This window comes from Collinsella sp. OF02-10, from assembly GCF_003463445.1.
GTDB lineage: Bacteria > Actinomycetota > Coriobacteriia > Coriobacteriales > Coriobacteriaceae > Collinsella.
This window is the reverse complement of sequence record NZ_QSCW01000006.1, coordinates 67713-90094: the sequence shown is the minus strand read 5'-3', so window position 1 is coordinate 90094 and position 22382 is coordinate 67713. Positions and strand designations below refer to the sequence as shown.

Below are 22382 nucleotides of genomic sequence, written 5' to 3'. Positions count from 1 at the left end.
CACGGGGCCCATTCGTGTCCGCACGGCAGCGTATCCTAATTCTGAATACAGAGCGGGCAAAGCCCGCATAGACAATAGGCCAGCGAGGAGGAGATATGGACAGTAGAGATATCGAGAAATGGCGTGTCAAACTTGATAGCTACGCCAATGTGGAAGACGGCGTTGAGTATTGGCTCGCACGCGATTTAATGGAACCTATGGGGTACACTCGATGGGAGAACTTTGCCGAAGTTGTTAAGAGGGCAAAAGTCTCGTGCGAAACAAACAAAACTCCAGTTGATTCCCATTTTCGTGACACCACGAAAATGGTAACTGCCGGTGTCGCCGCTCGCGCGGTTAAAGACTACAAACTTACGCGCTATGCATGCTATTTAATCGCCCAGAACGGAGATTCAAACAAGCAAGAAATCGCGCTCGCACAGGCGTACTTCGCCGTGCAGACGCGCCGCCAAGAGCTCATAGAGCAGCGCTTCGCAGAGATTCAGCGCTTGCAGGCGCGCCACTCGCTATCTGATTCAGAGAAACAGCTCTCGGGTATTGCGTTCAAACGCGGCGTGGACTCCAAAGGATTCGCGATCATCAAGTCGAAGGGCGATGAAGCGTTATTCGGCGGCAGAAGCACGGCGGAAATGAAGCAACAGCTCGGCGTATCCAAGAGCTCGGCATTGGCGGACAGGCTAGCCGATGTTCTCATCAAAGCAAAGGACCTTACGAACTCGATGACGGCCTTCAACGCCGAGGAACACGACCTGTACGGTCTGGACCAGATCAAGCAAGAGCACGTCGAGAACAACACAAGCGTGCGTGGCAGCCTCATCGACCGCGGAATTGTACCCGAGAACCTACCGCCTGCCGAAGATACAAAGAAGCTCGAACGTCGCGTGAAAGCAGACGAGAAAAAGCTCAAGGAGGGTACAGACGGATTCACCGACCCCCAGGGCAGGCTCGACTTGTAAAGCGTCTGCGCCCTTACGGGTTCGGCCCCATGCGAGGTTAATAAAAAAGACGGCCAACTTTCGCTGACCGTCTTAACAATCTTTGGTGGGCCGTCAGGGGGTCGAACCCTGGACCTTGGGATTAAGAGTCCCCTGCTCTACCAACTGAGCTAACGACCCAAAGCTAAAGTCCGTTGTGGCGGACTTTAGAGGAGATATCGTGTGGTGGGCCGTCAGGGGGTCGAACCCTGGACCTTGGGATTAAGAGTCCCCTGCTCTACCAACTGAGCTAACGACCCGATATCAACACGAAGCAAGAACTGGGGTGGGTAAAGGGACTCGAACCCTCGACCTACGGGACCACAACCCGTCGCTCTAGCCAACTGAGCTACACCCACCGTGTCCTGTGCGCTTCGCGCTCGACTATTATTGCAAGGAACGCCACGCGATGCAAGCCCCAATTTTCAAGAATTTTGAAAAGAGTTTTTCGAGACCATTTCGAGCAATTCCCACCGGTTTCATAGGAGTAAACTTGCCCCACTGCAAATGCTCGAAAGGACAAGCATGAAAGAACTCTCCAACCGTACGGCAACGTTTACCGATTCGGTCATCCGCCGCATGACGCGCATCTCCAATAAGTATGGCGCCGTCAACCTGTCGCAGGGCTTCCCCGACTTCGATCCCCCGGCGCAGCTGCTCAACAGCCTGAGCGCCATCGCCAGCGACCCCAAGCCGCTCTATCACCAGTACTCCATCACCTGGGGCTCCCAGGCCATGCGTGAGGCGCTTGCCGCCAAGCAAGAGCACTTTATGGGCATGCCGATCAACCCCAACGAGAACATCGTGGTCACCTGCGGCTCCACCGAGGCCATGATGGCCGCCATGATGACGGTCACAAACCCCGGCGACAAGGTCGTCATCTTCTCGCCATTCTACGAGAACTACGGCGCCGACACGATCCTCTCGGGTGCCGAGCCCATCTACGTGCCGCTTAACCCACCTGCGTTCGACTTTGACCGCGAGACACTCGAGGCGGCCTTCCGCGACAACGATCCCAAGGCCATCGTCCTGTGCAACCCGTCCAACCCCTGCGGCAAGGTCTTTACGCGCGAGGAGCTCACCTTAATCGCCGACCTCTGCAAAAAGTACGACGCCTACTGCATTACCGACGAGGTATACGAGCACATCGTCTACGCGCCCCACGAGCACGTCTATATGGCCACGCTGCCCGGCATGTTCGATCGAACCATCAGCTGCAGTTCGCTGTCTAAGACGTACTCCATCACCGGCTGGCGTCTGGGCTACACCATCGCCCCGGCCCAGATCACCGAGCGCATTAAAAAGGTCCACGACTTCCTCACCGTGGGTGCTGCCGCTCCCCTGCAGGAAGCTGTCGTCACCGCCCTCAAATTCGACGACAGCTATTACCAGGAGGTCCTCAACCTCTACACCGCCAAGCGCGACCTATTCTGTCAGGGGCTCGATAGCATCGGTCTTGAGCACAACGTGCCGCAGGGCGCCTACTACGTGATGATGGATATCTCGGAGTTTGGCTATGACAGCGACCTCGACTTCTGTGAGGATTTGGCCTCCAAGGTGGGCGTGGGCGCCGTTCCGGGCTCGAGCTTCTTCCGCGAGCCCGTCAACCATCTGATTCGTTTCCACTTTGCCAAGCGAGACGAGACGCTCAACGCTGCGCTTGAGAACCTCAAGTCGCTACGTGATAAAATCAACCCGCGCGGGTAAGTACGGCCCGGCACTAAATGCATCCCGAGGCCGGTCACATCCTGGTCACGCGCGACCCGCGCGACACCATTGGCGAGCACGGCGGCTGCCCCTTCCACGACAACTGCCTCGAGGGCCTCATCGCCGGTCCCGGCGTCAAAAAGCGCTGGGGTGGCAAGAGCGCCGGAGAGATGGCCGATGACCCGGAGGCCATGGACCTGCTCGCCGGCTATCTGGCGCAGGCGCTCATGACCTACATCCTGTGCTACGCACCGCAGAAGATCGTCATCGGTGGCGGCGTGGCCGACCACACCCCCATCGTGCCGCTCGCGCGCAAGAAGTGCGCCGAGATGCTCAACGGCTACATCGTCACGCCCGAGATGGCCGACATTGATAGCTATATCGTCAACAACAGCCTCGAGGGCAAACAGGGCATTATGGGCTGCTTGGCCCTGGGCGCTCAGGCGCTTCAGTAGCAGACGCACCCACAGGGCGTGGCGCGCCCGGCAAATCCGACCTACGGAACGACGCCACCACGCCTCATATAAGCCCTCAAATAAAAAAGGCCGCCTAGGACCAAACAATACGTCCTAGGCGGCTTTTTTGGCGCGCATCAGCGGCCGTAAGAGATATCGGAGCACAACGCCCGTTGCCGCTCCACAGCAGTCGATCATCACATCGGTGATCATGCCGGCGCGTCCCGGCACAAAGAGCTGAATCGTCTCGTCGATCGAAGGAATCAGCAGCAGGAACACCGCCGTGGGCAGCAGCACGTCAAAGGTGCGCCGCCCCTCATAATCAAAGGCATGCGTTGCCAGGATGCCGAGCACCATATACTCGGTAAAATGCGCGCACTTGCGAACAACAAAGTTGGTCACCCATGCATATGGAAGTCCCACGCCGTGCAGGAAATCGCGGATAGCTTCCATGACCGTTAGGCTCAGCGAGCCCGACCCCGAGCCGGGAACCAGCGAATTGCCCCAGATCAAGAGCGCCATCAGGCAGGTCACGACCGCCCATTTTCGATTGATCTTAACCATGCAGAAGTTATGCCTCCGCGCGGAGTGGCGCGAAGCTGGCGGTACCGCCCTCGATAACGCTCAGATAGGCACGGCCCGTACGCTTGGCGGTAGAGGACTGCAGGCGCTCGATCTCTTCCTCGAGGATCTGATTGACGCGCTCGTGACGACGATTTTCCATAATGCCGGCGGCAATAGCCTCGGCTCGCTCGATGCCCTCGCGCGAGATACGGGCGGTATCCTCGGGGAACACAGCGCTGTGACGGCCGACATAGGCGGGGGCAGCAGGCTGAGGGGCAGTGACGGGAGCGGGGGCTGCAACAGGAGCAGGCTCGTCAATCTCATCCAGAATCGCGGTGGCGGCGGCCCACATGTCCTCGTGGCCTGAGTAATCGGCCATGGGGACATCAACCTCGAGCGAAGCGTCCGGAAGGTCGCCGGTGTCGATGCGATCTTGGGCATCAATCGATGCGGTGATGGCTGCAGGCCCATCGAGGTCATCGAGATCGATGTCCGCGACACCGGAGATGATAGGCATGCTGGCGAGGTTTGCGTTGTACGGCGCAGCCTCAGCCGCCTGCTGCTGGGCAGGAGCGCCCCAAAGCGAGCTTTCGGCGGCGCGGCGGGCGGCAACGGCCTCCTCGTCCGCGGTCATGGCTTCATCAACGTACGAATTATCGGCAGAAGCGTTCGCGTCCGCCGAGGTAGCGCTGTAGGCGTTATTGGCTGCCGCGTTGGCGACGAGTGCCACGAAAGCCGCCGTGCTGCCCGCAGGGGCGGCCTGGGAGCCAGACACGGCGCGTGCCGCGGCGGCGATGTCGTCGCGATTGAAGGAGCCGGACTGCCCGCCGTTGGTGAGCTCGTCGATGGCGACTTGATAGACGTCGCGCGAGTGTGCAGGGTCGCAGCTCACCGGCGAATCGTCGTCGAGCATACTGTCGATCATAGACCAAGCCTCGTCCTCGTCCATAGCATCTGCGGCTCGAGCGATGGTAGGGACACCATCATCGGCATGACGGCGCTGGAACGCACCAGTCAGGCCGGAAAGGAATGCCGAGGTAGACTGCTCCGACTGAGCCTGAGAAGCAGAAGTCGCAGCGTAAGGAGTCGCATCCTGCTGCTGAGCTGGAATCGAGGCGGTCTTGAACTCGCTTTGATGCTGATTGAGATTGGCGGCACCGCCCATGGCATCGGGCTGGAACAGACGCTCTTCACGCTGCGCACGATACTCGGAGATACCCAGCGAGGCGGCATAGATGCCCACGCCCGCCACCGCGCCCACGGCGAAGGGAACCGCACCCGCCACGACCGTCTCGTTCACCGACGAAAACGGCAGCGTCGCGGCATACATAACCACGGGAGCGGCAAGGCCGATCCCGCACGAAAGTCCGGCAAGGACTGCTCGTTGTGTTGCATCAGAAGAAGCCATGAGCTCTCCCCATCTTCCAGCACCCAAATCGCATCATTCAGTTGGCTGCGCGAGAGAAGATGAAGCGGGGCTATGCCCCAAAGCAACGGTATATGGTTCGTTTCATCTGCGTTTTCCGTCGCGAAGCTTAAAAGCTATTATGCGAAACCGCCCTGTCGATTGCAAGCGACGATGTCGGATTGAAACGGGAAACCTGCTGCTCGTCGGTCTTACGGTCAAAAATAAGCGCGGAGCGGCGCTATGGAAAAGGGCCGAGGCTCAAAGCCCCGACCCTTTATCGCATTGATGACTATCGCTGCGCGTGGATGACAACCTAGAACGTCTGCTCGTAGTCGCTGTGTTTTTTGGCCGAACGCACCAGGAACTCCTGGTTCGTGTTGGTGCCCTTAAGACCCTTAATAAACGATGCGGCAGCGCGCTCGGTGTTGTTCATGCCTGCAAGAATGCGACGCAGACCAAAGACAAACGGACGCATCTGCTCGTCGACCAACAGGTCCTCGTTACGCGTACCGGAGGCAACGGGGTCGATAGCCGGGAAGATGCGGCGGTCGGCCAGGTCGCGGTCGAGCTTAAGCTCCATGTTGCCGGTGCCCTTGAACTCCTCAAAGATGACTTCGTCCATCTTGGAACCGGTGTCGATGAGGGCAGAGGCCAGGATGGTAAGCGAGCCACCGTTCTCGATATTGCGGGCTGCACCCAGGAAGCGCTTGGGCGGATATAGGGCCGCCGAATCGACGCCGCCCGAAAGGATGCGGCCCGAGGCGGGCGCCGCCAAGTTGTAGGCGCGGGCGAGGCGCGTGATGGAGTCGAGCACCACCACGACGTCGCCACCCAGCTCTACGATGCGCTTGGCGCGCTCGATGACGAGCTCTGCCACGCGGGTGTGGTTGTCGGCAGGCATATCGAAGGTCGACGCCACAACCTCGCCCTTGATGGAACGCTGCATATCGGTGACCTCTTCGGGGCGCTCGTCGACGAGCAGGCAGATGAGGTGCACCTCGGGGTTGTTAATCGAGATAGACTGGCAGATCTTCTTGAGGATCGTGGTCTTGCCGGCCTTGGGCGGGGACACGATCAGGCCGCGCTGGCCCTTGCCGATCGGTGACACGATGTCGATGGCGCGGCCGGTAATAGAGTCCTTGCCGTGCTCCATGCGCAGCGGCTCGTTGGGATAGACCGGGGTGAGGTCGCCGAACTTGGGACGGTTGCGAATCTGCTCGGGGTCCAGACCGTTGACGGTCGTGATTTTGGCGAGGCCGGCGCGCTTGTCGCCGCCGCGCGAAGGACGCAGCGATCCCTCGATGACGTCGCCCGTGCGCAGGCGCGCGGAGCGGATGAGGTAGGCGGGCACGAAGGCGTCGTCGTTGGACTTCATGTAGCCATGGGCGTGGATGATGCCGGAGCTGTCCGGGCGAATCTGCAGAATGCCCTTGATGTCGCGGAAGCCCTCGGCCTTCGCAGCGGTGACGTAGATTTCCTCGACGAGCTCGGCCTTCTTCTTGCCGGTCGTCTCGATCTCGAACTCCTTAGCCTTCTCGCGCAGCTCAGCGACCTTCATGGCCGCGAGTTCCTCGCGCGAAAGCGTGGGCTCGGTGGGAGCGGCATTACGCTCCTTGTTGCGCTGTTTGCGATCGCGCTGGCGGTTGCGACGGTCGTTGTTGCGGTCGTCCTTACGCTCGTTGCGCTCGTCGTTGCGCTTGTGCTGGCGACGGTTGGGACGAGTGCCGTCTTCGCCCTCAGCGGGGGCGGCACCATCGGTTGCGGCGGTGCCAACATTGGCCGCGGCGGCGTCATTGGCCTCGGCGCCAGAATCAACCTGCGCTTCGACATCCTGCTGCTCGGACGCCTTGGCCTTAACGGACTTCTTACGACCGCGCTTGGGCTTCTCGGACGCAGGCTGTTCGACGTCCTGGGCCTTGGCGACATCAGTCGACGCATCGGCGGTCGTCTCGGCAGAATCCTCGGACGCACCCTTCTTGGCAGCCTTGGCCTTGGACGTGCGCTTAGCAGCAGTACGACGGCTGCGACCGGGACGGACGTCGGCGGGCTCGGCATCGGCGGGAGCGGCCTCGGAAGTCGTAGCATCCTGGACGGGTGCATCGGCAGCGGTTGCAGACTCGGCGGTCGCCGCAGCATCCCGAGCGGCGGCGGCTGCGGCTGCGGCCTTCTCTGCCTCGACGAAGGCCTTGGGCTTGCGACCGCGACGGTGCGGGCGCAAAGCCGGATCGACAACGGGAACTTCGCTGGCCTCGACAGGCACAGCGGGCTCAGCAGGCGATGCGCCCTCCCCTGCCGCGGAACGGACCGAAGCCTCAGTGAGCTCGGGGGCTACCTGTTCCGCAACTTGCTCGGCCTTAGCAGCCGTGCGGCGGCGTGTGCGCGGTGCCGGCTTCTCGGTCGGCAGGTCGGCGGCAGGGGTCTCGATGGCGGCAGGCGTCTCGGGCACAGACGGAGCTGCAAGCTCGGTCAGAGCCGCGGCCTCGCGCTCGGCAGCACGACGGCGGGCGCGCACCACCTGAGCCTCGCTAATCTGCGCCAACGCACGTGCCTGCGCGACCTCATCGGAAATCGGCACCGAGGAGTCAGCTGCAACGGTGCGCTTGGCGCGCGTCGTGCGCGTGGTACGGCGCTTGGGCTTGGTGACCTCCTCGCCGTCAGCGGCAGGCTTGGCCGTGCGGCGCGCGAGCCTGGGCTTTGCCGGAGCAGCCTCCTCACCAGTTGCAGGCGCAGGCGTCGAAGCAGCCTTAGGCGTCTCGGGAGCCGAGGCTTGCGCGGGCGCCGCGACCTGGTCCGACGCAACCGGTGCAGCGGGAGCGGCTTGCGTCGTCGTTATTTCGATTTCTTGCTGTTGATCAGACACAGTGTTTGCTCAACTTTCTTTTCAAGCCCTGTGATCACATGCTCCCTGCATAAACCTTCAGGGCGGCTAAACAGTCTAGTTCCGTTCAAAACGACGGACATCATTGATCTGTATCGAGATGATTGCGTCAACTACGCAGCGTTAGTGTAACACAACCGCCGCCACCTGCAACTTAGTCATTAGGGGCGTTCTTAAACGACTAGTCAAAAGGGACACTCTTTGGTCTACCACCCACAAATCAGACTGCCTCCGCCAAAACTATGGCGGTTTACTACGACGAATCGATCAACCGCGACCACTCCGAAACATGTTGAACTAAAACCGCAGGTAGATGCCTTGCGCTTTTTTGCGAAAAGCCGGCGTGGTTGGAAATTCCCAATTCATCGTAGTAAACCGGCATAGTTTCGTATTTCCAGCAGTTCCAAATTCGTCAATACGTCGGCATTTGCGAAAAAAGCCCGACCTCCGTGGGAGATCGGGCTTATAGGGCTCAGTTAAACCAAACCTACACGGTCAAATGACCCGCAGGTTACATCTGCTCGGGCGCGGAAACGCCAACGAGGGTGAGCACCAGGGCGAGCGTCACGCGGACGGCATCGCAAGCGGCCAGACGGGCACGCGAAAGCTCGGGGTCGACGGGACGGCCCTCGCTCGGCAGCACCTGGCAGGCAGCGTAGAAGCTGTGGAAGTCACCGGCGAGTTCCTCGGCAAAGTGGGTCAGACGGAACGGGGCGCGATCGCGAGCACAGCTGGCGATCAGGTCGGTGAGCTCGTTGAGCTTGCGCGAAAGGGCGAGCTCGGTCGGGTCGGTCAGCAGCGAGTAATCGACGTTCTCACCGATGGCCTTGGCGGCAACGGCCTTCATGCCCATCTCGTCGGCCTGCTCGGCGGTAACGTCGGCGGCACGGCGCAGGATGGAGCACACGCGGGCGTGAGCATACTGCACGTAATAGACCGGGTTGGAGTTGTCGCGCTTCTTAACGGCCTCGATGTCGAAGTCGACCATCTGGTTGGAGCTCTTGGAGATGAGCGTGTAGCGAGCGGCATCGGAGCCAACCTCGTCGACGAGCTCCTGAAGGGTCACCATGGTGCCCTTGCGCTTGGACATACGGACGGGCTTGCCGTTACGCAGCAGGTTGACGAGCTGGCCCAGTAGAACCTCGAACTTGCCGGGGTAACCCAGAGCGTCGCAGACGCAGCGGACGCGCTCGATGTAACCGTGGTGGTCGGCGCCCCAGATGTCGATGACGTGGTCGACGCGCTGGAATTTATCCCAGTGATAGGCGACGTCGGAGGCGAAGTAGGTGTACTCGCCGTCGGACTTGATCAGGACGCGGTCCTTGTCGTCGCCCAGATCGGTGGAGCGGAACCACAGGGCGCCGTCCTTGGTGTAGAGGTAGCCCATCTTGTCGAGCTTCTCAAAAGCGCGGTCGACGGCGGAGGTGCCGGCGGTCTCGCCCTCGGTGTCCTTCACATACAGCGAGCGCTCGGAGTACCAACGGTCAAAGTCGCAGTTGACGGCGTGGCAGAGGTCGCGCATGTTGTCGACCATCTTCACGTAGCCGCGCTCACGAAAGCTCTCCATACGCTCCTGCGGATCGGCGTCGACCCACTTGTCGCCGTCGGTGCGCCAGAACTCGGCGGCCTCGTCGATGATGTAGTCGCCGCCGTAAGAGTCCTTGCCCAAGGTCTCGGCAAAGTTGTCCTGATACGGATGGGTCTCGGGGTGCTCGTCGTTCTCGTCGGCAACAAAGGCGTCACGGTCGGCGATCAGCAGCTTGTGAGCCTCGTCGATATCAACGCCCTGCTTGGCGATGATGTCGGCAAGCTGCATATAGCGCGTGCTGATGGAGTTGCCGAAGGTGTTCATCTGAGAGCCGTGGTCATTGATGTAGAACTCACGCTGGATCTCATAGCCGGCGTGGTCCATAACGCGGCAGAGCGAATCGCCCAGCGCGGCCCAGCGGCCGTGGCCGATGTGCATGGGGCCGACGGGGTTGGCGGAAACGAACTCGACCTGGGTCTTCAGGCCACCACCGACGTTGGACTTAGCGAAGTCCATGCCCTTCTCGCGAGCCTCGCCAAAGATGGCATTCTTGACGGCAACGGAGAGGTAGAAGTTGATGAAGCCGGGGCCTGCGATCTCGACCTTCTCGATCGCGGGGTCCTCGGGCATATGGGCAACGATGGCCTCGGCGATCTTGCGCGGGGCGCAGTGGGCCAGCTTGGCGGACTTCAGGGCCATGGTAGAGGTCCACTCGCCATGAGAAGTGTCAGCCGGTCGCTCGATAGCGCAATCGTCAAGTTCAAATGCGGAAAGGTCGCCGGCCTCCTGGGCCGCAGCAAGCGCAGCGCGTACCAGCTCTTCAATCTTCTCGGGCATAGATCCTCCTTGTGTTAAAGCCCCCGAGCTCTTGGTCACTCGTAGGGCAAAAGCCAGAGTTTGTAGCACTCTATCACAAGCGACGGGCACTGTCGCAGGGTAAAGCTAATAGATATTGCATATGCACAAAAATGACTACAGCTTGCATGGAGTCACTCAAAGATGCCGGTCTGCCTGCAGATTATGCAGGCGTTGAAAATGCATAAAGGTGTGAATGAGCTGCGTCTGTTATCGAATACTCTTACCTATCAGAATTGTGTGCTTTTCCTGCATAAAGTAAGGGTTTGCGCACGTCAGCGTGTTATTCTAGACATACGTAAATTCGTATAAGTTGGAGGTAGCATGTTCTCAATCGGTCAACACGTCATTCATCCGGGTCAGGGAGTCTGCACCGTCGTCGGTTTTAGGGACGACACGCCGCAGCCCATGCTGTTGCTCGAGACCAAGCAGGGACATGCGCAGACGATCCTCATGTACCCCGTGGCGCAGGCCGATCGTTTGCATGCCGCCATCTCCCAGCAAGATGCCGAGCACCTGCTGAGCCACTATGACGAGCTGGAGTGCGACACCTTTACCGAGCGTAACAGCTCGCTTGAGGAGACGCACTTTAAGCAGCAGCTCAAGCTGGGCGCGCCCGAGACGGTCCGCGTGGCAAAGACCATGATGCACCGCATTCGCCAGGCCGAGGAAGCTGATAAAAAGCCCAGCTCCTACTACATGCGCGTACTCAAGGAGGCCAAGCGTCGCTCCATCGAGGAGTTCGCCGTGGCCTTGGGCGTCACCGAGGAGGACGCCGAAGCTCGCCTAGCCCAAGCCGCCCTCAACTAACCCATCCGCGCCAAAAACCACCACAAAGGGGACAGACACCTTTGTGGTGGTTTTCTTGTTCTAGTAGTATTCATTCTTATCGATACCCACGAGCACAAGGAGTCTCTTATGGCAGAGCCGCTTACCGCCGGAATCACCCGCGACCGCGCGTTCGAACTGCTCAACGAACACAACAAGGACCCGTTCCACATCACCCATGGCGAGACGGTCGAGGGCACTATGCGCTACTTTGCGCGCGAGTTCGACCCCGAGAACGAGGAGTTTTGGGGCATCGTCGGTCTGCTGCACGACCTGGATTGGGAGGAGCATGAGGACGACCCCATGAACCACACCATCTATGCTGCCGAGATTCTTGAGGGCGAAGGTGCGTCTCCCGAGCTCATTCGCGCCATCCAGACGCACACGTCGGACTTCAACACCTCGCTGCCCAAACCCGAGCTGCAGATGGAAAAGATCCTGTTTGCCTGCGATGAGCTCACCGGCCTGATCGGCGCTGCAGTCATCATGCGCCCGAGCAAGAGCGTTATGGACTTTACGACCAAGTCGCTCAAGAAGAAGTTCAAGGACAAGCGCTTTGCCGCCGGCTGCTCGCGCGACGTGATTTCGCAGGGCGCCGAGATGTTGGGCTGGGAGCTCCCCGAGCTCTTTGACCGCACCATAGCGGCCATGCAGTCCTTCGCCCCCGACCGCGATACCTTCCAGGCCTAACCGCCCACGCCACCTAAAACCGCCACAAAGGGGACAGGCACTTTTGTGGCGGTTTTCGTTTACAAGGGGTTTAGGGGCGGACCTGGCCGGTGCCGCGGAGCTTGTATTTGTAGGTGGCGAGGGCCTCGGCGGCAAAGGGGCCACGGGCGTGGAGCTTTTGGGTCGAGATGCCGATCTCGGCGCCCAGGCCAAACTCGCCGCCGTCGGTAAAGCGCGTGCTGGCGTTGGCGTACACGGCCGAGGCATCGACCGCGTCCAGGAAGCGCTCGCAAGCATCCGTGTCCTCGGCAACGATGGCCTCGGAGTGCATCGTGCCGTAGCGGTTGATGTGCGCGATGGCCTCGTCCTCGTTTGCCACGACCTTCACGCTCATCTCGAGCGCCAGATACTCGCGGCCCCAGTCCTCCTCAGTCGCGGCGACGTAGTCATCACCCTCGGCAAGCCCGGCATCGGCGCATGCGGCGCAGGTTGCCTCGTCGCCGTGAATGAACACGCCGTGATCATGCAGCACGGCCACGACCGCAGGCAAAAACGCATCGGCCACAGCACGGTCGACCAGCAGCGACTCGGCGGCATTGCACACGCCTACGCGCTGGATCTTGGCATTAACGATAATGTTGAGTGCCTTATCAAAGTCGGCGGATTCATGCACGTAGATATGGCAATTGCCCGTGCCCGTCTCGATCACCGGCACAAGCGATTCACGCACGCAGCGCTGGATCAGGCCTGCACCGCCACGCGGAATGAGCACATCGACGATGCCGCGAAGCTTCATGAGCTCGCCGGTTGCCTCGCGGTCGGTAGACTCAATCATCGAGACGGCCTCACGCGGGAAGCCCTTGGCCTCGAGGGCATTGGCCAGTAGCTCGGCAATCATGGCACACGAGTGATAGGCCAGCGAGCCGCCGCGCAGAATACAGGCGTTGCCGGTGCGGATGCAGATGCCCGCGGCGTCGGCCGTCACGTTGGGGCGTGCCTCGTAGACCATGGCGACCAGGCCCAACGGCACGCTCACGCGGGTGAGGTCCACGCCGCTTGCGAGCACGCGGTGGTCGAGCACGCGGCCCACAGGATCGGGCAGCTCGGCGAGCTTTTCCAGGCCGGCGGCCATGCCCTCGACGCGCTCGGGCGTCAGCAGCAGACGATCGAGCAGTCCGGCCGAGGTACCCGCATCGCGCGCGGCGGACATATCGAGCTCGTTGGCGGCAACGATGGAGTCGATACCGTTGCGCAGCGCTGCGGCCATGGCGCGCACGGCCTCCTGGCGCTGTTCATCGCTCGCCGTGGCAAGCGAGGCCGACGCTGCCTTGGCGGCAACGGCAAGATCGTGGACATACGTGGCTATATCGACCGACATGGGCGGCCCTTTCTCCTAGAAGTTTGCAACCATGGTAGCCGATTTGCGCATGGCCTCGCCCACGGCGGTAGAATTGGTCAACCCGAAACACCGCAACGAACGGAAGACTCACATGGCCCTCATCACTTCGTACCACGTCCCCGGCCTTTACGTCGAGGACCACAGCATCGACGTCCCCCTCGACTGGCGCGGCCTGGAGCCGATGCTCCTGGCCGTCGGCAGCACCATGCGCCGCGGCGCTATGCCGGCGCCCATCGCCGGCGCGCCCGAGAGCATCAAGCTCTTCTACCGCGTGGTTTGCGCGCCCGACCGCATCAACGACGATCTGCCGCTGCTCCTGTTTTTGCAGGGCGGCCCCGGCGGCGAGAGCCCGCGTCCGCTGTCGCCCACAAGCGATGGCTGGATCGAAGAGGCCGTCAAGCACTTCCGCGTGGTCCTGCCCGACCAGCGCGGCACCGGACGCAGTAGCTGCGTGGACGGACGCACGATTGCCACCTTGGGCGATCGCGCCGAGGCCGCCGGCGCCGATACAGCACGCTCGCAGGCGGACTTCCTCAAGCGTCACCTCGCCAGCTCTATCGTGCGCGATTTTGAGTACCTGCGCCTGGTAGGCTTTGGCGGCAGGCCCTGGGTCACACTCGGGCAGAGCTACGGCGGCTTTTTGACGCTGAGCTATCTGTCGCTCTTCCCCGAGGGCGTGGCGGCAAGCTTTACCTGCGGCGGCATCCCCCACGTGCCGGCGAGCGCAAGCGAAGTCTACGCGCACACCTTCCCGCGCATGGTCGCCAAGACGCAGCAGTATTACGACCGCTACCCTGCCGACGTCGAGCGCGTGGCAGCCCTGGCCGATGCGCTCGAGGCTCAGAAGCCCGTGCTGCCCGACGGCTCGCCGATGACGGTCGAGCGCCTACAGCTCATGGGCAGCGACTTTGGCATGAAGCCGAGCTTTGAGCGCATGCATTGGATTATCGATCACGCTTTTGTTGACGGCGACGGCGCGCTGACCTGCGGCGCCTCGGTATCCGACAGCTTTTTGATGCGCGCCTTCGAGCGCACCAACACGCGCACGAATCCGCTGTACTGGACGCTGCAGGAGTTCATATACGCCGACGGTGACACCATGCCCATTGGCTGGGCCGCGGCTGAAGAGAAGGCACACCGCGCCGAGTTTGACACCCTCGCGCGCCCGCTCATGTTTACCGGCGAGGCCATGTTCCCGTGGATGTTCGAGCAGATGCCCGAGCTCAAGCCCTTCAAGCCCGCCATGGACCTGCTGATGGAAGACACCAGCTGGGACAAGATCTACGACCCGCAGCGACTGGCGTGCAACGAGGTGCCCCTGCAGGCCGCGGTGTATTTCGACGACATGTACGTCGATTCGGGCATGCAGCTCGATACGCTCAGCCGCGTGGGTAACTCGCATGCCTGGGTGACCAACGAGTTCGAGCACGACGGTCTACACGGTAGCGTGGTGTTCAAGCACCTCTTCAACGAAGCCCTCAACCGCGGAGACCTGCGCCAAATCTTCTAGCAAAGGAGCGTCCCCACCTGCCGGCACAAAAGGAACGTCCCCAAGTGCCGGCACGAGAAAGACAGCGCCACGGGAAACGATCCGCAGCGCTGTCTTTCTTTATGCAAATACGATCAAGTTATCCCTGTGTATCGCGGGCTTCTCGGCCAGGTCTGCGAGCAGGCGGTTGCTGGCGATCTGGTCCTGGCGGCGACCGGCAGCAAGCTCCAGCACGTCCGAATCGGCTTCGGCGATACCGCGGGCGACGACCATACCGCTCGGATCGCACACATCGAGCACATCGCCCTCGGCAAACTGGCCATCGACCTCGCGAATACCCACCGCAAGCAGGGAAGAGCCACGGCTGACCAGCGCCTTCGCAGCACCATCATCGACCGTCACCGAGCCATGTGCCTTGTCGCCCAGCGCGATCCACAGCTTGCGGGGTGCGATGTCCAGACGCTCCGCCGGCGGATCGAACAGCGTGCCCACGCTCTCGCCGCGGGCGAGACGCACGAGCGCATCGGGCTCCTCGCCCGAGCAAATCACGCTCTGAATGCCCGCCGTCATCAGGATGCGGCTCGCGCGGATCTTGGTAATCATGCCGCCCGTGCCCACCGATGTGGAAGAATCGCCCGCCGAGGCAATAATCTTGGCATCGATTTTGCGCACGACCGGGATAAACTCGGCCGTCGGGTCCTCGTGTGGATTGGCGGTGTAGAGGCCATCGATGTCCGAAAGCGTCACGCACAGATCGGCAGAAACCAGGCAGCTCACAAGCGCCGCCAGCGTGTCGTTGTCGCCAAACTTGATCTCATCGACGGTGACGGTATCGTTCTCGTTGACGACCGGCACCACACCCAGCTCCACAAGGCGAAGCAGGGCGTCGCGCGCGTGCAGGTAGGACGTGCGGCGCGCCGTGTCGTGACGCGTGAGCAGCACGAGCGAGGTGAGCAGGTCGCGCGCATGGAACTCCTCGTCGTAGGCCGACGAGATGATGCACTGACCGGCCGAGGCGCAGGCCTGCAGGCTCGGCAGGTCACCGACCGGCTTGCGGTCGAAGCCCAACACGGGATAGCCACAGGCGATAGCGCCCGAGCTCACCACAACCAGACGCCAGCCGAGCTTGCGCAGCGCTGCGGCCTGATCGGCAAGTCCGCCGATAAAGGCGCGGTTGACCTTGCCATCGGCACCCACCACCGTGGACGAACCGATCTTTACCACCATCGTTTTATAAGAAGTCGTCATACGTCAAACCAATCAACTGTTCAGCGAACGGCCGAGCCGGCGGCCAGGGAAGCGTGACTCGCCCCTACCGCCCAAGGAATTAGTGAGCCCAGGGAAAGGCAGAGGCCGCGGCCATGTTCTTGCGCACGAGCTCGTCGCGCACCTGAGCCAGGCCCTGCTCCATACCCACCACATAGGTCTGCGGGTACAGGAAGCGCTTGAAAGCTGCGTCCAGATGGTCGAGCGCCCAAGCACAGCGCTCGCGCGCGTCCTGGATGCTCTCACGCGGAGCCACCGCACTGCCATCGCGCACGATCGGCACCAGCAGCTCGCGATACTCAAGTTCGGACACGTCGGTCACCAGGGCGGCATCGTTCACGGCCACAAGGGTATTGCCGCGCGCGGCGCCCTCCCCTGCCAGATGGTCCTCGTCATAGATCATGTCGCAGACCGGGCCGCCAAAGCCATCGTAATAGCGTCGCACGCGCTGCACGCCGGGGATCGTGCGCTTGTAGGGCTGCTCGGAAAGCTTCACCACCGGCGTCCACGGCTCCCCGTCGCTCGCGCGGCGGGCCGAAAGCTTGTACACGCCGCCCAGCGCCGGCTGATCGTAGCAGGTCGCGAGCTTGGTACCCACGCCAAAGCTATCGATGGGCGCGCCCTGGTCGAGCAGCGACTGAATCGTGTACTCGTCCAGATCGTTGGAGACCGAAATCCCCACATAGGGCAGGCCCTCGGCGTCAAAACGGCCGCGAACATACTTGGACAACTTAGCCAGGTCGCCCGAGTCGATGCGAATGGCCGACAGGCGCTCGCCCGCCGCCTCCATCTCCTTGGCAACCGTAATGGCATGTTCGCAGCCCTCGCGCACGTCGTAGGTATCGATGAGCAGCGTGCAGTTCTTGGGGCTCGACTTGGCAAACGCACGGAAGGCCTCGAGCTCGGAATCGAAGCTCATCACCCAGCTGTGCGCGTGCGTGCCAAAGACGGGGATGCCGTAACGGCGTCCGGCAAGCACGTTAGACGTGGACGAGCAGCCGGCCACATAGCTTGCGCGGGCGACGGCCAGACCGCCATCGGGACCCTGGGCACGGCGCAGGCCAAACTCGGCGACGGGACGGCCGTCCGCCGCCAACACCACGCGTGCCGTCTTGGTGGCGACGAGCGTCTGGAAGCCGACGATGTTGAGCAGTGCCGTCTCGAGCAGCTGGCACTCCAGCGCGGGGCCAGTGACGCGCACCATGGGCTCGCGCGGAAAAACAAGCTCACCCTCGGGCACGGCGTCAATGTTCACGTGCGCGCGGAAGTTGCGCAGGTAGTCGAGGAATGCGGGCTTAAACATCGCACCGCCGGCGGGAGCCTGAAGCGAGGCGAGGTACTCGATATCCTCGGACGTAAAGCGCAAATTCTCGACGAGCTCGGGAAGCTCGGCGGTGCCGCACATGACGGCGTACGCGCTACCAAACGGATGGTCACGGTAAAACGCCGTAAAACAACCTTGCTCATTGGCTTTGCCGCTCTCCCACAGGCCCTGGGCCATAGTGAGCTCGTACAGATCGGTGAGCATTGCGATGTCGGTGGGATGCGAAATATCGGTCAAAGCCATGGGGCGACCTTTCGGATACGTTGTACAGAGGTTGAGGGTTGGGCGGGGTGGAATACGCGAGCGGGGTGCCGGGTGCAGATCGGTTAATGCAGCCCCATGCTGCCCGTGATCGTGTAACCCATAAAGACGATAAACCCAATCAAGGCAAGCGCGATGATGAGCTTTTGAGCCGGCGGCATGCCAGGAATATCGTCCTCGTCCACAGGCTCTTTAGAGGTGACCATGCGCTGGGCAAACGTCATCTCGTCACGGCTCGGCTTGGAATCGACGGGCTTGGGACGAGCGGCTTTTTTAGGCTGAGGTTTGGGCGCGGTCGGCGCCGGCTCGGATGCGGCCTTGGCGACGGCTTCCTCGGCCTTCGTACGCTCGGCGCGCAGGGCGGCTAGCTCCTCACGCTCGCGACGAGCCTTTTCCTGCTCCTCGCGGCGGGCCTTCTCGGCGCGGAGCTCTTCCAACTCGGCGCGCTCCTCGGCAGACAGTGGTTGGGACTCAAGCTCGGTCATAGTTCAGCCCTTTCTTTTTAAAAAAAGCCGCCGACACAATGTCAGCGGCTTATCAAATCCAAGGGTGGAGACGAAGGGAGTCGAACCCTCGGCCTCTGCCATGCGACGGCAGCGCTCTCCCAACTGAGCTACGTCCCCAGGACAAGTCGATATTTTACCTACGGCTCGCCAACTGTCAACGCCCAATAATCAGTCTTTTTGGGGCGCGGCTATTTTGACAACTTTTCGAGCAGGCGATCCTCTCGATGATTTTTCTGGGACGGGGATTAAAAAACATTGTGTACCGAATGATTTTTTAATCCCCGTCCCAGAAAAATCATCGGCGAATGCGTTACTTTGTGCTGGTAAGGACGCCGGTGGTATCGAAGGCTGGGGTGAAGCTCTCGTCTACCGCGCCGCCCTCTTGCCAGAACATCGTCGTAAAGCCCAGGTCGTCGGCATGGTCGAGCACCTGCTCATACTCCTCGCGCGTCACGGCGCGCGCCAGGTCGCCGCCTTGTTCGCGCATGAGCGCATTGGGCGTGTACTGGTTCATGACCGAGATCGGCACGTCGCCCACCGTCTGCCACACAAGGTCTAGCACGCGGCACGAGTCATCCGCATGCCCCGGCAGCACCAGGTGGCGCACGATCATGCCGCGCTTCATGAGCCCATTCTCGTCCACTAGCTCTCCCCCGCGGCGCTCGATCTCGCGTGCCATCTGCGCTAAGCCCGACACGGCCACACGCGGGTAGTCCTTAATGTGGGAGAGCGACTGCGCAAGCCCGGCATCGGCATATTTAAAGTCCGTAAGCCACACGTCGACCAGGTCGCCCAGCGCCGCCACGGCACTCGCGCGCTCGTAACCACTCGTGTTGTAGACAATTGGGATGACCAACCCGCGCGTCCGTGCCGCGGCAATCGCGGCAGGCAACAGGTGCGCATAGTGCGTCGCCGTCACCAGGTTGATGTTATTGGCGCTCTGGTCCTGCAGCTCCAGCATAATCTCGACCAAACGCTCGGGCGAAATCTCAAGACCGAAATTGCCCGTCGAGATCTCGTGGTTTTGGCAGTAGATACATTTGAGCGAACAGCCGCTAAAGAAAATCGTACCCGAGCCGGCCTCGCCCGAAATGGGCGGCTCCTCCCACATATGGAGCGCCGCGCGGGCGACCTTAAGCGTGTTGTCGGCGCCGCACACGCCACGCGCGCCCTCGTCGCGCGCCGCACCGCAACGGCGCGGACACAAATGGCAGGCGGGCGAAAAAAGTTCGGTCAACGACGTCGGCATAAAAACATGCTCCAAAACAATGATTCAGCAGCTCAAACGTAAAGGGACCAACCGCACAGACGGCTCGAGCCCAAGGCGCCGTAATCGTCCGACACGATTTTTATAATGTCAAGACTGGAATCGACAAAGTGCCACTTTATGATGTAGGTATTCCGCCCCCCGCGGAGCAACTGGGTGAACCGTCGCGTTTATTTAGGGAGCCCACACAGTCGTACCTAGTACAGGTATCCTTCGTTGTTAAGGACGCTGGAACAGTCGATGAGGGCACCCACCTGTTTTAGGTGGGTTCATTTTCGTAACGTGGGGGGTGGTTTTCATTTGCCGAAAACCACCATTACAGCCCATATGGATCCCCGCCGGTATCCCGACAAGCTATCGACAATACCCTAATATCTGGTAAGCGCGTGATTATCGCTGCGTGCAATTCCATGCACCCCCCTTGGTCGAGTATCATGGTTCGGCTATGCCCTTTGCGCTTAGCAACCTTTGACCTTTTCCTTCGACGCTTGGCGGTTTTTAGATTCATGGCTTCATCCCCGAGCTACATACCGTATCTATGCGTGGCAGCAGCGGCCTTCATCACGACCTTCCTCACGGTGCCCCTGGTCAAGTGCTTGGCAATTAAGCTCGACGCCGTCGACTATCCTTCTAAGCGCCGCATCAACACCAAGCCCATCCCGCGTTTGGGCGGAACGGCGGTGTTTTTGGGCCTGGTCGTTGCCTGTATTGTGCAAATCCTAGGCACCTGGTACCTGGGTTGGCCGCCCGTTTTGGTGCCCCACCCCCGTCTGCACATCAGCTACCCCATACTTGCGCTTTCTTTTACCGTCATCTTTGCGACCGGCGCTATCGACGACGTCTTCCAGCTCAAGCCCAAGCAAAAGCTGGCCGGACAGGTCCTCGCCGCGCTTATCGCCTGTATCGGCGGCCTACGGATCGGCGTCATCGTCAACCCGTTTGCCCCCGGCGAGATCATGCTCGGATGGCTCGCCTACCCCATCACCGTGATCTATCTGGTGGCATTCACCAACATCATTAACCTCATCGACGGCCTCGACGGCTTGGCCACGGGCATCTGCGGCATCGTGTCGTTCACCATGTTTTCGATGGCCGTTCTCTCGGACCGCATCGACGCCGCCGCGCTCTCCATTGCGCTCTTTGGCGCCTGTCTGGCCTTTTTGCGCTACAACTTCAACCCCGCAAGCATCTTCTTGGGCGACTCGGGGTCGCTGCTTCTGGGCTTTGCGCTGGGCTCCATCTCGCTGCTCAACGTGAGCCGCACCGCCGCGCTCACCTCGCTTATCATTCCGCTCATCGTTGCCGGCGTGCCCATCATCGACACGTTTAGCGCCATCGTGCGCCGCAAGCGCGCCCACATTAGCATCGGGCAGGCCGACAAGGGCCACATCCACCACCGCCTGATCCAAGAAGGCTACAACCAAAAACAGGCAGTGCTCCTCATCTACGCCTGGTGCATCATGCTTTCGGCCGGCGCCGCCGCGATTAACCAGGTCGAGGTGCCCATGCGCGTGCTCATCTTTGCCGTGCTCGCCATTGGTTCGGCGGCCTTTGCCAAGCATCTACATCTGTTTGAGCCCGTGCTGCGCCACCATTACAACAAGCGCACACACGAGGATGAGCTCGTCACCCCCGACGACCCCGCCTTTAAGCAGGAGGAGCAGGCAGCCGAGGAACGTAAGGAAGAGCGCCACCACAAGCTCTAGGGTAAGCTGCCGAGGAAGCGCCCAGGCGCCGCCGGCCAAACGCGCAGCCATGCCGCGCCCATCGCACATGCCGCCGATCTCCCGCCCCTCGCCTACTTACGACCCGCCCCTCCAATAAACGCGTTATCATCTTGACCAATGAACATACGTTAGGAGCAATCATGCCAAACGAGAACAGCTACGAAGTCGCGCTGCAAAAGAGCAACGCCATTCGCGAGGGCCTGGCAAAAACGCCCGAGAAGTTCACCATGCTTACCGGCGACCGCCCCACCGGCCGCCTGCACCTGGGTCACTACTTCGGCACCCTCAAGGGCCGTGTGGAGCTGCAGAACATGGGTGCCAAGACCAACGTACTCATCGCCGACTACCAGGTCATCACCGACCGCGACACGACCGAGCACATCCAGGACAACGTGTACAACATGGTCATGGACTACCTTGCCTGCGGCATCGACCCCGACAAGACCATGATCTACGCGCACTCCGCCGTGCCCGCCGCCAACCAGCTCATGCTGCCGTTCCTGTCGCTGGTCTCCGAGGCCGAGCTGGCGCGCAACCCCACGGTCAAGGCCGAGATGGAGGCCTCGGGCCACGAGCTCACCGGCCTTCTGCTCACCTACCCGGTGCACCAGGCCTGCGACATCCTGTTCTGCAAGGGCAATGTGGTGCCCGTCGGTCGCGACCAGCTGCCGCACATCGAGCTCACCCGCACCATCGGCCGCCGCTTTAACAACCGCTACGGCAAAGTGTTCCCCGAGGTCGAAGCGCTGCTGTCCGAGACCCCGCTACTGCCGGGCCTGGACGGTCGCAAGATGAGCAAGAGCTACGGCAACGCCATCAACATCTCGATGACCGCCGAGGAGACGGCCAAGCGCATCAAGAAGAGCCAGACCGACTCCGAGCGCATGATCACATTCGATCCCGAGAACCGCCCCGGCGTGTCCGGTCTGCTTTCGACGGCCGCCATCTGCACTGGCCGTTCCGAGGTCGAGATTGCCGAAGAGATTGGCATGGGCGGCTCCGGCCAGCTCAAGAAGTACGTGACCGAGGCCGTCAACGAGTACTTCGCGCCGATCCGCGAGCGTCGTCAGCGCTACGAAAACGACCTGGACTATGTGAAGGACGTGCTGCACGAGGGCAACCGTCGCGCCAACGAGATTGCCGAGCAGACCCTGGCCGAGGTTCAGGACGCCATGGGCATGGTGTACTAGATCGATCTGCTGGCTAGAACTTTCGATTGCTATAGGGCGGGCGCTAGTGCGTCCGCCTTTTTTGGTGCCCGACCGGTTCGGCTCTGC

The 22382-nt window shown here is 61.3% G+C and carries 17 protein-coding genes and 4 tRNA genes; 8 read left to right on the top strand and 13 right to left on the bottom strand.

The features are described from left to right. Window positions 1-95 precede the first annotated feature (95 nt). Window positions 96-956 carry a DNA damage-inducible protein D gene (gene dinD, locus DXA43_RS04630; RefSeq protein WP_117806391.1) on the top strand — a complete coding sequence of 287 codons (861 nt, stop codon included), beginning with the start codon at window positions 96-98 and terminating at the stop codon, window positions 954-956. A gap of 83 nt (window positions 957-1039) precedes the next feature. Here dinD and DXA43_RS04625 read toward each other — a convergent pair. From DXA43_RS04625 to DXA43_RS04615, 3 genes are all read right to left on the bottom strand, one after another. After that, window positions 1040-1115: transfer RNA gene (locus tag DXA43_RS04625), tRNA-Lys, on the bottom strand. 43 nt (window positions 1116-1158) lie between these two features. Then, window positions 1159-1234: transfer RNA gene (locus DXA43_RS04620), tRNA-Lys, on the bottom strand. Between the two features lie 22 nt (window positions 1235-1256). Beyond that, a tRNA-His gene (locus DXA43_RS04615) sits at window positions 1257-1333 on the bottom strand. 166 nt (window positions 1334-1499) lie between these two features. Here DXA43_RS04615 and DXA43_RS04610 point away from each other — a divergent pair. Further along, window positions 1500-2681 (top strand): pyridoxal phosphate-dependent aminotransferase, encoded by a 1182-nt coding sequence (locus tag DXA43_RS04610; RefSeq protein WP_117806390.1) that lies wholly within the window; start codon window positions 1500-1502, stop codon window positions 2679-2681. A 17-nt stretch (window positions 2682-2698) separates the two neighbouring features. Further along, the gene (locus tag DXA43_RS04605; RefSeq protein WP_233540018.1) at window positions 2699-3136 is read left to right on the top strand and encodes an ROK family protein; all 438 of its coding nucleotides are present in this window, start codon (window positions 2699-2701) and stop codon (window positions 3134-3136) included. 114 nt (window positions 3137-3250) lie between these two features. Here DXA43_RS04605 and DXA43_RS04600 read toward each other — a convergent pair whose 3' ends face one another. The 4 genes from DXA43_RS04600 to argS form a co-directional block, all read right to left on the bottom strand. After that, the gene (locus tag DXA43_RS04600; protein ID WP_117798239.1) at window positions 3251-3700 is read right to left on the bottom strand and encodes a VanZ family protein; all 450 of its coding nucleotides are present in this window, start codon (window positions 3698-3700) and stop codon (window positions 3251-3253) included. Between the two features lie 7 nt (window positions 3701-3707). Beyond that, entirely contained in the window at window positions 3708-5108 is a 1401-nt protein-coding gene (locus DXA43_RS04595) for a hypothetical protein (RefSeq protein ID WP_117806389.1), read from the bottom strand. A gap of 313 nt (window positions 5109-5421) precedes the next feature. Further along, window positions 5422-7968: a transcription termination factor Rho gene (gene rho / locus DXA43_RS04590; protein ID WP_233540017.1), complete on the bottom strand. Its 2547-nt coding sequence runs from the start codon at window positions 7966-7968 to the stop codon at window positions 5422-5424. A gap of 529 nt (window positions 7969-8497) precedes the next feature. Continuing rightward, window positions 8498-10351 (bottom strand): arginine--tRNA ligase, encoded by a 1854-nt coding sequence (gene argS, locus DXA43_RS04585; RefSeq protein ID WP_117800437.1) that lies wholly within the window; start codon window positions 10349-10351, stop codon window positions 8498-8500. Window positions 10352-10693: 342 nt separating this feature from the next. On the opposite strand from argS, the gene DXA43_RS04580 reads away from it, so the two are divergent. Both DXA43_RS04580 and DXA43_RS04575 read left to right on the top strand, forming a co-directional pair. Further along, entirely contained in the window at window positions 10694-11179 is a 486-nt protein-coding gene (locus DXA43_RS04580; RefSeq protein ID WP_022094807.1) for a CarD family transcriptional regulator, read from the top strand. Window positions 11180-11287: 108 nt separating this feature from the next. Next, entirely contained in the window at window positions 11288-11887 is a 600-nt protein-coding gene (locus DXA43_RS04575) for an HD domain-containing protein (RefSeq protein ID WP_089572031.1), read from the top strand. Between the two features lie 70 nt (window positions 11888-11957). Here DXA43_RS04575 and DXA43_RS04570 read toward each other — a convergent pair whose 3' ends face one another. Next, window positions 11958-13244 carry a glutamate-5-semialdehyde dehydrogenase gene (locus DXA43_RS04570; RefSeq protein WP_117806388.1) on the bottom strand — a complete coding sequence of 429 codons (1287 nt, stop codon included), beginning with the start codon at window positions 13242-13244 and terminating at the stop codon, window positions 11958-11960. A gap of 112 nt (window positions 13245-13356) precedes the next feature. Here DXA43_RS04570 and DXA43_RS04565 point away from each other — a divergent pair, with 112 nt between their 5' ends. After that, window positions 13357-14775 (top strand): alpha/beta fold hydrolase, encoded by a 1419-nt coding sequence (locus tag DXA43_RS04565; RefSeq protein ID WP_117806387.1) that lies wholly within the window; start codon window positions 13357-13359, stop codon window positions 14773-14775. A 99-nt stretch (window positions 14776-14874) separates the two neighbouring features. Here the strand turns inward: DXA43_RS04565 and proB are convergent, their stop codons facing one another. From proB to DXA43_RS04540, 5 genes are all read right to left on the bottom strand, one after another. After that, entirely contained in the window at window positions 14875-16002 is a 1128-nt protein-coding gene (gene proB / locus DXA43_RS04560) for a glutamate 5-kinase (RefSeq protein ID WP_117806386.1), read from the bottom strand. Between the two features lie 79 nt (window positions 16003-16081). Further along, entirely contained in the window at window positions 16082-17587 is a 1506-nt protein-coding gene (locus tag DXA43_RS04555; protein ID WP_117806385.1) for a nicotinate phosphoribosyltransferase, read from the bottom strand. 83 nt (window positions 17588-17670) lie between these two features. After that, entirely contained in the window at window positions 17671-18090 is a 420-nt protein-coding gene (locus DXA43_RS04550) for a hypothetical protein (RefSeq protein WP_117806384.1), read from the bottom strand. 65 nt (window positions 18091-18155) lie between these two features. Continuing rightward, a tRNA-Ala gene (locus DXA43_RS04545) sits at window positions 18156-18228 on the bottom strand. Between the two features lie 193 nt (window positions 18229-18421). Continuing rightward, window positions 18422-19360: a radical SAM protein gene (locus tag DXA43_RS04540; protein ID WP_117735601.1), complete on the bottom strand. Its 939-nt coding sequence runs from the start codon at window positions 19358-19360 to the stop codon at window positions 18422-18424. A gap of 524 nt (window positions 19361-19884) precedes the next feature. On the opposite strand from DXA43_RS04540, the gene DXA43_RS04535 reads away from it, so the two are divergent. Both DXA43_RS04535 and trpS read left to right on the top strand, forming a co-directional pair. Further along, on the top strand, window positions 19885-21084 hold the full coding sequence (locus DXA43_RS04535; protein WP_117806383.1) for an MraY family glycosyltransferase: 1200 nt from the start codon (window positions 19885-19887) through the stop codon (window positions 21082-21084). Window positions 21085-21245: 161 nt separating this feature from the next. Continuing rightward, the gene (gene trpS / locus DXA43_RS04530) at window positions 21246-22295 is read left to right on the top strand and encodes a tryptophan--tRNA ligase (RefSeq protein WP_117806382.1); all 1050 of its coding nucleotides are present in this window, start codon (window positions 21246-21248) and stop codon (window positions 22293-22295) included. Window positions 22296-22382 lie beyond the last annotated feature (87 nt).